Below are 14745 nucleotides of genomic sequence, written 5' to 3'. Positions count from 1 at the left end.
CGCAATGACGCCGAACGCCTCCTCCGCCGCTTCCGGACCGAGCCGGAGAAGCTTCCTCGCCTCCTCGGCGGTCGCCACCGCAGCGGTGGCCGGTGGGATGCCGCTGCTCGCCGCCTGCGGCGGGTCGGACAGCGACTCGCGTGACGGCACCACGTCGAGCAAGGACGCGAAGAAGATCCTGCCGGCGTATGTGGCGAGCAACGTCGTCACGCCGGACATCCCGTCCAAGAACGGCTCCCCGGTCGGCTTCACCAGCAAGCTGGACCTGACCGGCCTGAAGACCTCGGTGCCCAAGAAGCTCGGCAAGGGCGGCCGGGTCACCATCATGTCGCCGTTCTGGGGCTCCCCGCCCAAGGCCGGCAACGCCTACTACAAGGCGATGAACGACCTGATCGGCGTCGACGTCCGCTGGCAGAACCAGGACGGCAACACCTACGACCAGAAGCTGGGCGCGGTCCTCGCCTCCAGCGAGGTCCCCGACGTGGTGGTCGTCCCCAGCTGGATCATGGGCGGCAAGATACCGAGCGCCATCATCAGCAAGTTCGCCGACCTCGGCCCCTACCTCTCCGGGGACGGGGTCAAGGACTACCCGAACCTCGCGGCCATCCCGACCGGCGCCTGGCAGCGCTCCATCTTCGGCGGGAAGCTGCGCGGCCTGCCGATGCCGGCGCCGTCCGCCCCCTCCATGGTGCCCCTGTACCGGCAGGACATCTTCGACAAGGAGGGCTACGAAGTCCCCAAGTCCTGCGACGAGTTCATGGCCCTGGCCAAGGAGATCACCAACGCCCGGGCCAGGCGGTGGGCGTGCCTCGACATGAAGTGGACCGCCTTCCAGGCCTTCGGAGTGCTCTCGGGCGCCGAGAAGCCGCTCGGCTGGAACCTCGTCGACGGCAAGATGATCAACCGCATCGAGACCGAGGAGTTCCTCGAAGCCCTGGAGTGGTCCCGCAAGCTCTTCGCCGCCGGCGTCGTCCACCCCGACTCCGCGCTGGGCAAGAACGCCCCCGACCCGGGCCCCAAGTTCGCCAAGGGCGAGTTCCTGATCTACCCGAACAACATCTCGCAGTGGTGGGGCCGCACCGCCGAACAGGCGATCCAGAACCCGGGCTTCAAGATCTGGGGCATGGACCTCTGGGGCCACGACGGCGGCACCCCGGTCCTGTGGGCCGAACAGCCCGCAGGCATCTTCGCCTTCGTCAACAAGAAGGCCTCCGAGTCGGTCGTCCGCGACGTGCTCGCCGTCGCCAACGTCACCGCGGCGCCGTACGGCACCAAGGAGTACATGATGACCAACTACGGTGTGGAGGGCACCCACTACACCGTCAAGGACGGCGTCCCCACCAAGACCGACCAGGGCAACCTCGACGTGATGAACGCCTACGTCATGGTGGCGAGCCCCGCCCCGACCACCGCGCACCCCGACTTCCCCGAGGTCGCCAAGGGCCAGGTCGAGTGGCAGCAGCGGATGGGCGCCTTCGCCAAGAAGTCCTCCTTCTGGGGCATGCAGATCACCGAGCCGGGCCGCTACACCAACCTCGCCAACGACTTCGAGCAGCTGGAGGACGACATCGTCCGCGGCCGCAAGAAGATCAGCGACATGCAGCAGGCCGTCTCCGACTGGAAGAGCAAGGGCGGCGACAAGCTGCGCGACTGGTACAAGCAGATCCTCGACGAGAACGGCTCCGCGGCCGGCTGACCCCTACCGAGGCAAGGAGAACGGCCGTGTCCCACAGCACAGTGCCTCGGAGCAGGACCGAGGCCGACACGACGGAGAAGTCCCCGGACGCGTCCGGCGGCACCCCCGGAAAACCCGTCTCGGGCAAGCTGAGTCTCAGGCTCAGGCTCAGACGCGACCGCGTCCTGCTCCTGATGACGCTGCCGGCCGTCGTGCTGGTTCTGCTCTTCAACTACGTGCCGATCCTCGGCAACGTGGTCGCCTTCCAGGACTACGACCCGTACATCAGTGACAACGGCGTCGTGTCCATGCTGCACAGCCCCTGGGTCGGCCTGGAGAACTTCGACCGGATCTTCGCGGACTCCGCGTTCTGGCAGGCCGTCCGGAACACCCTGGTGCTGTTCTTCCTCCAGCTCTTGCTGTTCTTCCCGATCCCGATCCTGCTCGCGCTGCTCATCAACAGCGTGGTCAGGCCCCGGGTGCGGGCGTTCGCGCAGGCCGTCCTCTATCTGCCGCACTTCTTCTCGTGGGTGCTGGTGATCGCGGTCTTCCAGCAGTTGCTCGGTGGCGCCGGGCTGCTCTCGCAGCTGCTGCGCGACCACGGCTACGACGGCATCAACATCATGACCGACCCGAGCACCTTCAAGTTCCTGATCACCGCGCAGGGGGTGTGGAAGGACGCGGGCTGGGGGATCATCGTCTTCCTCGCCGCACTGGCCTCCGTGAGCCCGGACCTCTACGAGGCCGCCGCCATGGACGGGGCCTCGCGGTGGCGCCGGATGTGGCACGTCACCCTGCCCGCGCTGCGCCCGGTCATCGCCCTGCTGCTGGTGCTGCGCGTCGGCGACGCGCTGACCGTCGGCTTCGAGCAGATCCTCCTCCAACGAGACGCCGTCGGACCGGGCGCCGCGGAAGTGCTGGACACCTTCGTGTGGTGGAACGGCGTCCGCAACCAGGACTTCGGCTACGCGGCCGCGGCCGGCCTCGTCAAGGGCGTCATCAGCATCGGCCTCGTCCTGGCCGCGAACAAGGTGGCCCATCTCATGGGCGAGCAGGGGGTGTACAAGAAATGACCGCCGTGATCGACAAACCCGTACGCAAACCCGGCCGTTGGGCCGCGCCGCCCCGGCCGGTCTGGGAGGAGAAGCCCTCCAAGGCCGGACTGGCGAGCAAGGGGCTCGTGCTGGGCATCGCCTGCCTCGCCATCCTGTTCCCCCTGTGGATCGTCGCCGTCACCAGCCTCTCCTCGCGCAAGACCATCGACGAGGCCGGCGGACTGGTGTTGGTGCCGAAGGACATCACCTTCATCGCCTACCAGGAACTCCTCAGCGGCGGGCAGGTGACCCGGGCGACGATCATCTCCATCCTGGTCACCCTGGTCGGCACCGCTTTCTCCATGACCGTCTCCGTGCTCTGCGCGTACGGGCTGTCCAGGTCCGGGTCGGTGGGGCACCGGTGGATCCTGATGATCCTGCTGGCGACCATGTTCTTCAGCGCCGGACTCATCCCGACGTATCTGCTGGTGCAGACCCTCGGCCTGACCGACAGCTATCTCGCGCTGATCCTGCCGAGTGCCATCAGCGTCTTCAACATCCTGGTGCTGCGCGGCTTCTTCATGGGAATCTCGCCGGAACTCACCGACAGCGCGCGGATCGACGGGGCCGGGGACCTCAGGATCCTGTGGCAGATCATCATCCCGCTGTCCCGGGCCGTCCTCGCGGTGATCACGCTGTTCTACGCGGTCGGGTACTGGAGCGCCTGGTTCAACGCGTCCCTGTACCTCAACGACCAGGACATGATGCCGCTGCAGAACGTCATGATCCAGCTCGTGCAGAAGCAGGAGGCCCCGGTCGGACTGGGCCAGGCGATCAAGACGGGTCAGCTGTCGGGCCTGGCCGTGCAGATGGCGGTCATGGTGATGGCGTTGCTGCCGGTCGCGGTGCTCTCGCCGTTCGTGCAGCGGCACTTCAAGAAGGGCATGTTGACGGGCGCGGTGAAGGGTTGAGTCGCGCCTGATCGGTGGGGTGCTTCTGCCGTGCGGCGGCTGCGGGTTTGTCGTGGCTGGCCGCGCGGTTCCCCGCGCCCCTGAGGTTTCTCCACTCCCCCTTGCCTGTAGATCGAGGTGTGTCATGTCTGCGTCCAACCCGAGCCGTCGTGTCGTTCTTGCCGGTACCGCGGCCGCCGCCGCGCTCACCGCCGTTCCCCTGCTGCCGGGCCGTGCGCATGCCGCCGAGAGGGCCGGCGCCGCCTCCTATCGCTGGCGCAACGTCTTCATCGGCGGCACCGGCTTCGTCACCGGCGTGCTCTTCCACCCCGCCGTCCGCGGGCTCGCCTATGCCCGTACCGACATCGGCGGGGCCTACCGATGGGACAGCAAAGCCTCCGCCTGGGTCCCGCTCACCGACCACCTCGGCTGGGACGACTGGAACCTCCTCGGTGTCGAGGCCATCGCCGTCGACCCGGCCCATCCGAACCGGGTCTATCTCTCGCTCGGCACCTACGCGCAGTCGTGGGCCGGCAACGGAGCCGTACTGCGCTCCGAGGACCGCGGCGCCACCTGGACCCGGACCGACCTCACCGTGAAGCTCGGGGCCAACGAGGACGGGCGCGGGTGCGGTGAGCGGCTGCTCGTCGACCCCCGCAACAGCGACACCCTGTGGCTCGGGACCCGGCACGACGGACTGCTCAGGTCCACCGACCGGGGCGCCACCTGGGCCGCCGTCAGCGGGTTCCCCGGCACCCCGAGCGCCTCCGGGCAGGGCGTCACCCTGCTCGTCGCCGCGGGCCGCACCCTCTACGCCGGCTGGGGCGACTCCGACGGCACCACCGCCAACCTGTACCGCACCGCCGACGGCACGAGGTGGGAGGCGGTGCCCGGGCAGCCCTCCGGGACGGCCGCGAAGGTGCCGATCCGGGCGGCGTACGACAAGAACACCCGCGAGCTGTACGTGACGTACGCCAACGCGCCCGGCCCCAACGGGCAGTCCGACGGCAGTGTGCACAAGCTGTGCACCGCCAACGGCAAGTGGACCGAGGTGACCCCGGTGAAGCCCGGCGGCACCACGAGCGACGGGTCCTCCGACAGCTTCGGCTACGGCGGCGTCGCCGTGGACGCCCGCAGACCCGGCACCCTCGTCGTCTCCACCAACAACCGCTGGTCCGAGGTCGACACCGTGTTCCGCTCCACCGACGGCGGTCGCCACTGGACCTCGCTGAAGGACTCCGCCGTCCTCGACGTGTCCGAGACCCCCTATCTCGCCTGGGGCAACGACAAGCCCAAGTTCGGCTGGTGGATCCAGGCGCTGGCGCTCGACCCGTACGACTCCCGGCACATCGTCTACGGCACCGGCGCCACCCTCTACGGCACCCGGGACCTGAAGCACTGGGCCCCGCAGATCCGCGGCCTGGAGGAGACCGCCGTACGCCAGCTGATCTCGCCCCCGGTCGGGCAGGCGCACCTGATCAGCGGGCTCGGGGACATCGGTGTGATGTACCACGAGCGGCTCACCGCCTCACCCTCGCGCGGCATGGCCACGAACCCCGTGTTCGGGACGGCGACGGGACTCGCGCAGGCCACGCGGAAACCGGCGTACGTCGTGCGCACCGGGTGGGGTGACCACGGCAACGGCGCGTACTCCCGCGACGGCGGACGGACCTGGGCGCCCTTCGCGACCCAGCCCTCCCTGGCCAAGGACGCGCCCGGGCCGATCGCCACCAACGCCGACGGCAGCGTGCTGCTGTGGGTCTTCGCGCACTGGGACGGCAGCACGTACCCGGCCTACCGCTCCGCCGACAACGGGGCCACCTGGAGCGAGGTCCCGTCCTTCCCCAAGGGCGCCACGCCGGTCGCCGACCCGGCCGACCCGACCCTGTTCTACGCGTTCGACACCGCCACGGGCACGCTGGTCGCCAGCACCGACAGCGGCCTCACCTTCAGCGAGCGTGCGACCGGACTGCCCTCCGGGGACAGCCAGTTCGAGCTGGTCGCCGCGCCCGGGCGCTCCGGTGACCTCTGGCTCAGCGTGAAGGGGAACGGGCTCCACCGGTCCACCGACGGCGGGGCGACCTTCGCCAAGGTGGCCGGCTGCGAGGCCTCGTACACCCTCGGCTTCGGCAAGGCCGCCAAGGGCGCCGACTACCCGGCGATCTACATGGTCGGCTCCACCGGGACCATCACCGCCGTCTACCGCTCGGACGACGAGGCCAGGAGCTGGGTGCGCATCAACGACGACCGCCATCAGTGGGGTTGGACCGGTGAGGTCATCACGGGTGATCCGCGCGTCCACGGCCGGGTCTACCTCGGCACCAACGGGCGCGGAATCCAGTACGGGGAGCCCGTCTGATGCCCGACCTGAGCACCGTCACCGACGGCCGCCTGCTGTTCGGCGGCGACTACAACCCCGAGCAGTGGCCCGAGGAGACCTGGCACGAGGACGTCCGGCTCATGAGGGACGCCGGGGTCAACTCCGTCACCCTCGGCGTCTTCTCCTGGGCGAAGCTCGAACCCCGGCCCGGGGAGCGGGACTTCGGCTGGCTGGACCGGCTGATGGACCTGATGCACGAGAACGGCATCGGTGTCGTCCTCGCCACCCCCACCGCCTCGCCGCCGCCCTGGATGGGCCACCTGCACCCCGACACCCTCCCCGTCGACCAGGACGGGCGCACCGAGTGGTGGGGCGGCCGCCAGCACTTCTCCCACTCCAGCGCCGTCTACCGCCGGTACGCCGCCGCCATCACCGAGGACCTCGCCGCCCGTTACGCCGGCCACCCGGCCCTGACGATGTGGCACATCAACAACGAGTACTGCACCTACGACTGGGGCCCCGAGGCCGCCGCCCGCTTCCGTGACTGGCTGCGCGGCAGGTACGGCACCCTCGACACCCTCAACGAGGCCTGGGGCACCGCCTTCTGGAGCCAGGGCTACGGCGACTGGGCCGAGGTGCACACGCCGCGGCACGCCCACTACCTCAAGAACCCCGCCCAGGTGCTGGACTTCAAGCGGTTCACCTCCGACATGCTCCTGGAGTGCTTCCTGGCCGAGCGGGACATCGTGCGACGGCACTCCCCGCACCTGCCGGTCACCACCAACTTCATGCCGCTGTGGGCCGGCCAGGACGCCTGGCGGTGGGCGCGGGAGGAGGACATCGTCTCCGTCGACCTCTACCCCGACCCCCGGGACCCCTTCGGCGCCCAGGCCGGCGCGCTCGTCCAGGACATGACCCGCTCGCAGGCCCGCGGGCCGTGGATGCTCATGGAACAGGCGGCCGGTCCGGTCAACTGGCGGGGCGTCAACCACCCCAAGCCCCGGGGCCTGAACCGGCTCTGGTCCCTCCAGGCCGTCGCCCGCGGCGCCGACGCCGTCTGCTACTTCCAGTGGCGGCAGTCACGCCAGGGCGCGGAGAAGTTCCACTCCGGGATGGTCAGCCACGCGGGGGCGGAGGGGCGCACCTACCAGGAGGTCAAGCGGCTGGGCGCGGAACTCGCGCGGATCTCACCCGAGGTGACGGGCCGTCACACGAACAACGACATCGCGATCCTGCACGACTGGCACTCCTGGTGGGCCGGCGCCCACGAGGGCCGGCTCTCCACCGAGGTCGACTACGCGCAGGTCCTCACCACATGGCACCGGGCCCTGTGGGAGGCGCACCTCGCCACCGACTTCGCCCACCCCGAGCACGACCTCTCCGCGTACAAGCTCATCGTCGTCCCCCAGCTGTACTCCCTGAGCGACACGGCGATCGACAACCTCCTGGCGTACGTCCGGGGCGGCGGCACTCTCGTGTCCGGCTTCCTCACCGGGATCGCCGACGAGGACGACCGGGTACGCCCCGGCGGCATGGACGCGCGCCTGAGGGAGCTCTTCGGCATCCGCACCCTGCACGAGTGGTGGCCGCTGGACGCGGGGGAGAGCGTCGACTGCGACGGGTTCCGGGGGACGCTGTGGTCGGAGGAGATCCAGAAGGACGAGGACGCGGTGGCGGAGGCCGCGTTCAAGGGCGGCGAGCTCGACGGGTTGCCGGCGGTGCTCCGCAAGGGACGGACGCGGTACCTCGCGACCCTGCCCGAGGGGCCCGAACTGCGCGCCCTGCTCGCCCGGTTCGCCGCCGAGGCGGGTGTCCGCCCGGTGCTGGACGGGCTGCCGACGAGCGTCGAGGCCGTACGGCGGGGCGACCTGCTCTTCGTCCTCAACCACTCCCGTGACGCCGTGACCGTCGAGGTGCCCGGCACCCACCGCGATCTGCTGACGGGGACGACGGTCACGGACGAGCTGACCCTGGACCGGTACGGCGTGGTGGTGCTGCGCCCATGAACGCGGACATCGGCGTGCCCGTGAACGCGGACACCGGCGTGGTGCACGGCACCTGGGAACCCCGGCCCGCCACCCGCTGGGAGGACGGCTTCCTCAGCGGCAACGGCCGTCACGGGGTTCTTGTGTTCGGTGAGCCGAAGGACGAGCGTGTCATCGTCACCCATCACACCCTCGTCCGCCCCAACGGGGCCGAGCACGCCCGGCCGCCCCGCCTGGCCGCCGAACTCCCCGCCCTCCAGGACCGGTTGCTCGCCGGTGAGCGGGACGCGGCGGAGAGCTTCACGGACGGCCGCGCCCTCCAGTGGGTCCAGCCCTTCCACCCGGCCTTCCAGATACGGCTGCGCGGCATGTCCGACGGCCGCACGTCCGACGGCCGCACGGGCGGGGCGGACCGGGGCGGGGTGGATCGGGGCGGGGTGGATCGAGGTGGGGCGGATGGAGGCAGGGCGGATCGAGGCGGGGCGCGCTACGTCCGTTCCGTCGCCTTCACCACCGGAGTCGTCCACACCGAGCACGACGGCTGGTCCAGCCGCGTCTTCGTCTCCCGCGCCGACGACGTCATCGTCCAGCAGGTCCGTGCCGGTGACCTCGACATCGCCCTGGACCACCGGCTCCCGGGCGCCCCCAAGGACCTCGGTGTGGGCCACGGCGCCGTTCTCACCCCCGAGGGCGCCCTGCTCACCCTGCGCGCCCGCTACCCCGGCAGCGACCGCGCCTACACCGGCATCACCCTGGTCCTCGTCACCGGCGGCACCGTCACCCTCACGCCCCCCGGGCTGCGCGTCACCGGCGCCCGGTCCGTCCTGCTGCTGACCCGTGTCCAGCGGCACACCGGCGAACTGGACGTCATGGAGCAGGCCCGCGCCCTGCGCGACCTCGGCCCGGACCACGCCGCCCTGCTGGACGCGCACACCGCCCTGCACCGCACCGCCTACGAACGCGTCACCCTCGACCTGGCCGCCGACCCCGCCGAACGCGCCCTGCCCGGCTCGGAGTTGCTGGCCCGCCCGGAGAGCCCCGCCCTCCTGGAACGCCTCTTCGCCGCCGGCCGCTACCACCTGCTCTCCGCCAGCGGCCTGTTCCCGCCCCGCCTCACCGGCCTGTGGACCGGCGACTGGGACACGGCCTGGGCGGGGGCGTTCACCAACGACGCCAACCTCAACCTCCAGACCGCCTCCGCGGCGGCCGCGGCCCTCCCCGAGGTCACCGAGGCCCACGCCGCCCTGATCCACGGCCAGTTGCCCGACTGGCGGGAGAACGCCCGCACGATCTTCGGCGCCCGCGGGATCGTCGCCCCGCCGCACAGCGACGGTGAGTCCGGACTGACGTACCACTTCAGCCGCGAGTACCCGCTGCACCTGTGGACGGCCGGGGCCGACTGGCTGCTCAAGCCGCTCGTCGACCACGACGAGACGCGCGGTGCCCGCGACCCGCGCACCGCCGCCGCCCTCGCCGAAGTCGCCAGGTTCTACGAGGACTTCCTCACCCGTACCGACGCCGACGGGCAGGTCGTCGTCGTCCCGTCCTACTCACCGGAGAACCGTCCGGCCAACGCGAGCTGGGGCGCGATCAACGCGGCCATGGACCTCTCGGCGGCCCGGCACGCGCTGCTGACGGCCGCCGCCTACCACCCCGGGACCCCGGACGCCGACCGCTGGCGCACCCTCGCCGACCGGCTCCCGCCCCACCGGGTCAACGCGGACCGCGCCCTCGCCGAATGGGCCTGGCCCGGCCTCGACGACACCTACGACCACCGCCACCTCAGCCACCTCTACGGCGTCTGGCCGCTGGACGAGATCACCCCGTACGACACCCCGGACCTCGCCACCGCGGCGGCCCGCGCCCTCGAACTGCGCGGCGCCGAGAACGACTCCGCCCACGGCCACCTCCACCACGCCCTGATCGCCGCCCGGCTGCGCGACGGGGAACGGGTCGGGCACGCGCTCGGCCAGGTCCTCAAGGGCGACTTCTTCCACACCTCCCTGATGAGCGCCCACTACCCGAACCGCGACGTCTACAACGCGGACGCCGCGCACACCCTGCCGGCCGTGCTCGTCGAGGCGCTCGCGCAGTCCACCCCGGACCGGCTGGTGCTGCTGCCGGCGGTGCCCGCGGTCTGTCCGTCGGGACGCGTCACGGGCCTGCGCACCCGGTTCGGGGCGGAGCTCGACCTCAGCTGGAACCCACACGAAGCGACCGCGGTACTGCGCCCCACCCGCAGTCATCGCGTCGAACTCCGGACTTCCTCCGGCGCGCGAGAGCTCGACCTCGTCGCCGGGGAGGACCACGTCCTGATGCTAGGGGCGTGGTAGTCACCCCCACGATTCCCCCCACCCATGGAAGGGACACCATGGCACAGAGCAGGAAGAACACCCTCCGCAAGGTCACCATGGCCGTGCTCGCCCCGGCGATGGCCCTCGGCGCCACCGTCGGCCTCGCCTCCGCCCCCGCCTCCGCCGCCGTCTGGAACTCCTGCGACCAGTGGAGCAGCACGAGCCTGAACGGCTACACGCTCTACAACAACATCTGGGGCTCCGGCGCCGGCAGCCAGTGCATCTGGGCCAACTCCGGCACCAACTGGGGCGTCTGGGCCAACCACCCCAACACCGGTGGCATCAAGTCCTACCCGAACGCCAAGAAGGTGGTCAACAAGACCATCGCCTCCCTCGGCTCGCTCACCAGCAGCTACAACGTCAGCGTCCCGTCGTCCGGCGCGTACAACACGTCGTACGACATCTGGGACACCGACTACGACTACGAGATCATGCTCTGGGTCAACTACAACGGGGCGGTCGGCCCGCTCGGCACCTCGCAGGGCTCCGTCACCCTGGGCGGCCACACCTGGAACGTCTACAAGGGCAGCAACGGCGCCAACGAGGTGTTCTCCTTCCTGCGCACCTCGGACTCCAGCTCCGGCACCGTGAACATCAAGCCGATCCTCACCTGGATCGCGGGCACCAAGCGCTGGATGTCGAGCAGCGAGACCATCGGCGACGTCCAGTTCGGCTACGAGATCACCAGCTCCTCCGGCGGCCTGGACTTCACCACCAACAACCTCACCGTCAGCAGCAGTTGACCGACGGAGCGGGGCCACGCACGAAAACCCTCGCGCGGCCCCGCCCCCGGCACATCCGAGCTGCCGTCCACCTGCGTGTGCGGCCGGTCCCCTCCCCTATGCGGGACCGGCCGCACCGGCGTGCCTACTCCGCTACGGGCAGGCGCGCCCCGTCCCGCAGGAACAGCGGGATGCGGTCCAGGGGGGCGTCGACCGTCACGGTCGTACCGCCCTCGTACGTCTCCCCGGTCCACGCGTCCGTCCAGGTCGCGCCGGCCGGCAGATAGGTCGTGCGGACCGTGGCGCCCGCCGTCAGCACCGGGGCCACCAGCAGGTCGCCGCCGAAGAGGTAGGCGTCGTCCACCGTCCAGGTCGCGGAGTCGTCCGGGAACTCCAGGAACAGCGGGCGCATGGGCGGCAGACCCTCCTCGTGGGCCTCCCGCATCACCCGCAGCACGTACGGCTTCAGGCGCTCACGCAGACGAAGGTAGCGCTCCAGGATCGCGCCCGCCTCCTCGCCGTACGACCACACCTCGTTGGGGCCGCCGGTCATCTCCGGGCCCAGCGGCATGCCCGGGTCGCGGAAGCCGTGCAGCCGCATCAGCGGGGACAGGGTGCCGAACTGGAACCAGCGGACCATGACCTCCTGGTACGCGGGGTCGTCCGGGTCGCCGCCGTGGAAGCCGCCGATGTCCGTGTTCCACCAGGGAATGCCGGAGAGCGCGGTGTTGAGACCGGCCGCGATCTGGCGACGCAGGGTGGGGAAGTCGGTGCCGATGTCGCCGGACCACAGGGCGGCGCCGTAGCGCTGGCTGCCCGCCCACGCCGAGCGGTTGAGGGTGATGACCTCCTCGCCCTCGGCCCGCAGGCCCTCGTAGAAGGTGCGGGAGTTCTCCGCCGGGTAGCTGTTCCCGACCTCCAGGCCCGGGCCCGCCCAGTAGCGCAGGTTCTCCGGGAAGCCCGGCTTGAGCTCCGGCTCGCAGGCGTCCAGCCAGAACGCCGTGATGCCGTACGGGGTCAGGTAGTTGTCCCGGACGCGCGACCACATGAAGTCGCGGGCCTCGGGGTTGGTGGCGTCGTAGAAGGCGACCTGGACGGTGGAGGCGACCTCCTTGTCCGGCCAGTCGGCGTGCGCCATCGGACCGTACTGCGTGCCGATGAAGTACCCGCGCTGCTCCATGAGTTGGTGGTTCTCGCTCAGCGGGGACACCGACGGCCAGACGCTGACCACCAACTTGATGCCCAGCTCCTCCAGTTCGCGCACCATCGCCGCGGGGTCGGGCCACTCACTGAGGTCGAACTTCCAGTCGCCCAGGTGTGTCCAGTGGAAGAAGTCGCACACGATCGCCGATATGGGCAGCCCCCGGCGCTTGTACTCCCGTGCCACGGCGAGGAGTTCGTCCTGGGTGCGGTAGCGCAGCTTGCACTGCCAGAAGCCCGCCGCCCACTCCGGCATCATCGGGGTCCGGCCGGTCGCGGCGGAGTAGCGGCGCTGGGCGTCGGCCGGGGCGCCCGCGGTGATCCAGTAGTCGATCTGCCGGGCCGAGTCGGCCACCCAGCGGGTGCCGTTGTGGGCGAGTTCCACGCGGCCGATCGCCGGGTTGTTCCACAGCAGCGTGTAGCCGCGGCTGGAGGTCAGCACCGGGATGCCGACCTCGGCGTTGCGCTGCACCAGGTCCAGGACCAGGCCCTTCTGGTCAAGGCGCCCGTGCTGGTGCTGGCCGAGGCCGTACAGCTTCTCGTCGTCGTACGCGGCGAAGCGCTGCTCCAGCCGGTGGTGGCCGTTGCCGACGGCCGTGTAGAGCCGGGAGCCCGGCCACCAGAAGTGGGCGCGGGCCTCCGACAGGAGCTCGCTGGAGTCGTCGGTGCGCAGATAGCGGACCAGGCCCTCGGCGTCGAGGTGGACGGTCAGGGCCCCCACGGTCAACTGGGCCTCACCGTCGCCCAGTTTGACCGAGCTCTCGGTGGGCGGCGGGGTGTCCAGCAGGGCGCCGGGCAGTTCCTCGAGGATCGGGCCGCCGAGCCGGGCACGCACCCGGACGGCGTCCGGCCCCCAGGGCTCGATACGGAGGGTCTCCTGGCGGCCGCTCCACTCCAGGGCGCCGTCCCGCTCGCGGAACGTGCCGACGGTGGGGGAGGACTGGGCGAGGCTGACAGCGCCCTGCTGGGGCTGATTTTCGGCATGCTGAGTCACGAGGTGTGCTCCTGGAGGCGAGTGGAGACAGGTGGTACCCCAGCGGGGGCTGCTCGGTGCAGAAAGATCGGTGCGGAGGTCGGTGCCGAGGGTTCGGTGCAGGAAGGTCGGTGCGGAGAGTTCGGTGCGGGGAGATCGTGCGGAGCGGGCTGCGGAAACAGGGTGCGCAGAAGTGCGTCAGTGCGCCGACGGCGCCGGGCCCGTGCTCGCCCGGACCGTCAACTCGGGTGCGATGAGCACGACTTCGTCCTTGCCGTGGCCGTCGAGCTTGGCGACCAGTCGCTCCACCGCGTGCCGGCCCATCTCCTGCGCGGGGATGGCGACCGAGGTCAGCCGCACCGAGGCCTGCACGGCGACCTGGTCGGGGCAGACCGCGAGCACCGAGACGTCCTCGGGCACGGCCCGGCCCTGCTGGCGCAGCAGGGCGAGCAGCGGTTCGACGGCCGACTCGTTCTGCACGACGAAGCCCGTGGTGGACGGGCGCTCGTCGAGGATCCGGGCGAGGGTCACCGCCATCGCGTCGTACCCGCCCTCGCACGGCCGGTGCAGCAGTCGTACGCCCAACTCCTGGGCCCGCGACCGCAGTCCGTCCAGGGTGCGCTCGGCGAAGCCGGTGTGCCGCTCGTAGACCGCCGGGGCCTCGCCGATGACAGCGATGTCGCGGTGGCCGAGCATCGCGAGGTGCTCGACGCAGAGCGCGCCGGTGGCCCGGAAGTCGAGGTCGACACAGGTGAGTCCGGAGGTGTCGGCGGGGAGGCCGATGAGCACGGACGGCTGGTCGGTGCCGCGCAGCAACGGCAGCCGCTCGTCGTCGAGTTCGACGTCCATGAGGATCATCGCGTCGGCGAGCCCGCTGCCGGTGACCCGGCGCACCGCGTCGGGGCCCTCCTCGCCGGTGAGCAGCAGGACGTCGTAGCCGTGGAGCCGGGCCGTGGTGGCCACCGCGATGGCGATCTCCATCATCACCGGCACGTACATGTCGGTGCGCAGCGGGACCATCAGCGCGATGATGTTCGACCTGCTGCTGGCCAGGGCGCGGGCGCCCGCGTTCGGGTGGTAGCCCAGCTCGCGGATGCTCTGCTCCACCCGCTGCCGGGTGGCACCGGAGATGGACCGCTTGCCGCTGAGGACATAGCTCACCGTGCTCGCCGAGACTCCGGCGTGCTGGGCGACCTCGGCGAGGGTGACCATCCAGCTCTCCAAGCTTTGTGAAGCGCTTCGACAGTGCGCAGTGCGAATACGGGCGGGTGAGGGTGGTTCGACAGTAGCCTCAGCGAAGGTGGGTGTCCATAGGTTGTCGAAGCGCTTCGACATCAAGTTGGGGCGGGCCTCCCGACGGCTCTTTTCCGGGGGCGGACTCCCGTGAGGTTACCGGGCCCCGCCCCGAACCACCGACGCCCACCTCTGACCGGCCGGCGCCCACCGGAGGGAGCAAGACATGCACGGACCTCGACACGATCACGCTCGGCACGTACTACGTCAACAACAATGTCCGTGTTCCTTCGTCGGCC

General features: G+C 70.6%; 9 protein-coding genes. 7 read left to right on the top strand and 2 right to left on the bottom strand.

The features are described 5' to 3' along the window. Positions 1-4: 4 nt before the first annotated feature. The 7 genes from ACZ56U_RS31045 (at position 5) to ACZ56U_RS31015 (ending at position 11061) form a co-directional block, all read left to right on the top strand. Positions 5-1696 carry an extracellular solute-binding protein gene (locus ACZ56U_RS31045; protein WP_469087271.1) on the top strand — a complete coding sequence of 564 codons (1692 nt, stop codon included), beginning with the start codon at positions 5-7 and terminating at the stop codon, positions 1694-1696. 26 nt (positions 1697-1722) lie between these two features. Continuing rightward, positions 1723-2748 (top strand): ABC transporter permease, encoded by a 1026-nt coding sequence (locus ACZ56U_RS31040; protein ID WP_469087270.1) that lies wholly within the window; start codon positions 1723-1725, stop codon positions 2746-2748. After that, complete coding sequence (locus ACZ56U_RS31035) at positions 2745-3680, top strand: carbohydrate ABC transporter permease (protein WP_469087269.1); 936 nt, start codon at positions 2745-2747, stop codon at positions 3678-3680. The genes ACZ56U_RS31040 and ACZ56U_RS31035 overlap by 4 nt, the downstream gene beginning before the upstream one ends. A 124-nt stretch (positions 3681-3804) precedes the next feature. Then, positions 3805-6018, top strand: a complete 2214-nt coding sequence (locus ACZ56U_RS31030) for a 1,4-beta-glucanase (protein WP_469087268.1) — start codon at positions 3805-3807, stop codon at positions 6016-6018. After that, positions 6018-7985 carry a beta-galactosidase gene (locus tag ACZ56U_RS31025; RefSeq protein ID WP_469087267.1) on the top strand — a complete coding sequence of 656 codons (1968 nt, stop codon included), beginning with the start codon at positions 6018-6020 and terminating at the stop codon, positions 7983-7985. The genes ACZ56U_RS31030 and ACZ56U_RS31025 overlap by 1 nt, the downstream gene beginning before the upstream one ends. Next, entirely contained in the window at positions 7982-10297 is a 2316-nt protein-coding gene (locus ACZ56U_RS31020; RefSeq protein ID WP_469087266.1) for a glycosyl hydrolase family 95 catalytic domain-containing protein, read from the top strand. The genes ACZ56U_RS31025 and ACZ56U_RS31020 overlap by 4 nt, the downstream gene beginning before the upstream one ends. 38 nt (positions 10298-10335) lie before the next feature. Then, on the top strand, positions 10336-11061 hold the full coding sequence (locus ACZ56U_RS31015) for a glycoside hydrolase family 12 protein (RefSeq protein ID WP_469087265.1): 726 nt from the start codon (positions 10336-10338) through the stop codon (positions 11059-11061). Between the two features lie 124 nt (positions 11062-11185). On the opposite strand, the gene ACZ56U_RS31010 is transcribed toward ACZ56U_RS31015, so the two are convergent. Next, the gene (locus ACZ56U_RS31010; protein WP_469087264.1) at positions 11186-13234 is read right to left on the bottom strand and encodes a glycoside hydrolase family 31 protein; all 2049 of its coding nucleotides are present in this window, start codon (positions 13232-13234) and stop codon (positions 11186-11188) included. 177 nt (positions 13235-13411) lie between these two features. Beyond that, positions 13412-14425, bottom strand: coding sequence for a LacI family DNA-binding transcriptional regulator (locus ACZ56U_RS31005; protein WP_469087263.1), 1014 nt, complete (start codon positions 14423-14425; stop codon positions 13412-13414). Between the last annotated feature and the right edge of the window lie 320 nt (positions 14426-14745).

It is taken from the genome of Streptomyces sp. NPDC034103, from assembly GCF_055575395.1.
This window is presented reverse-complemented; position numbering and strand designations above follow the sequence as displayed.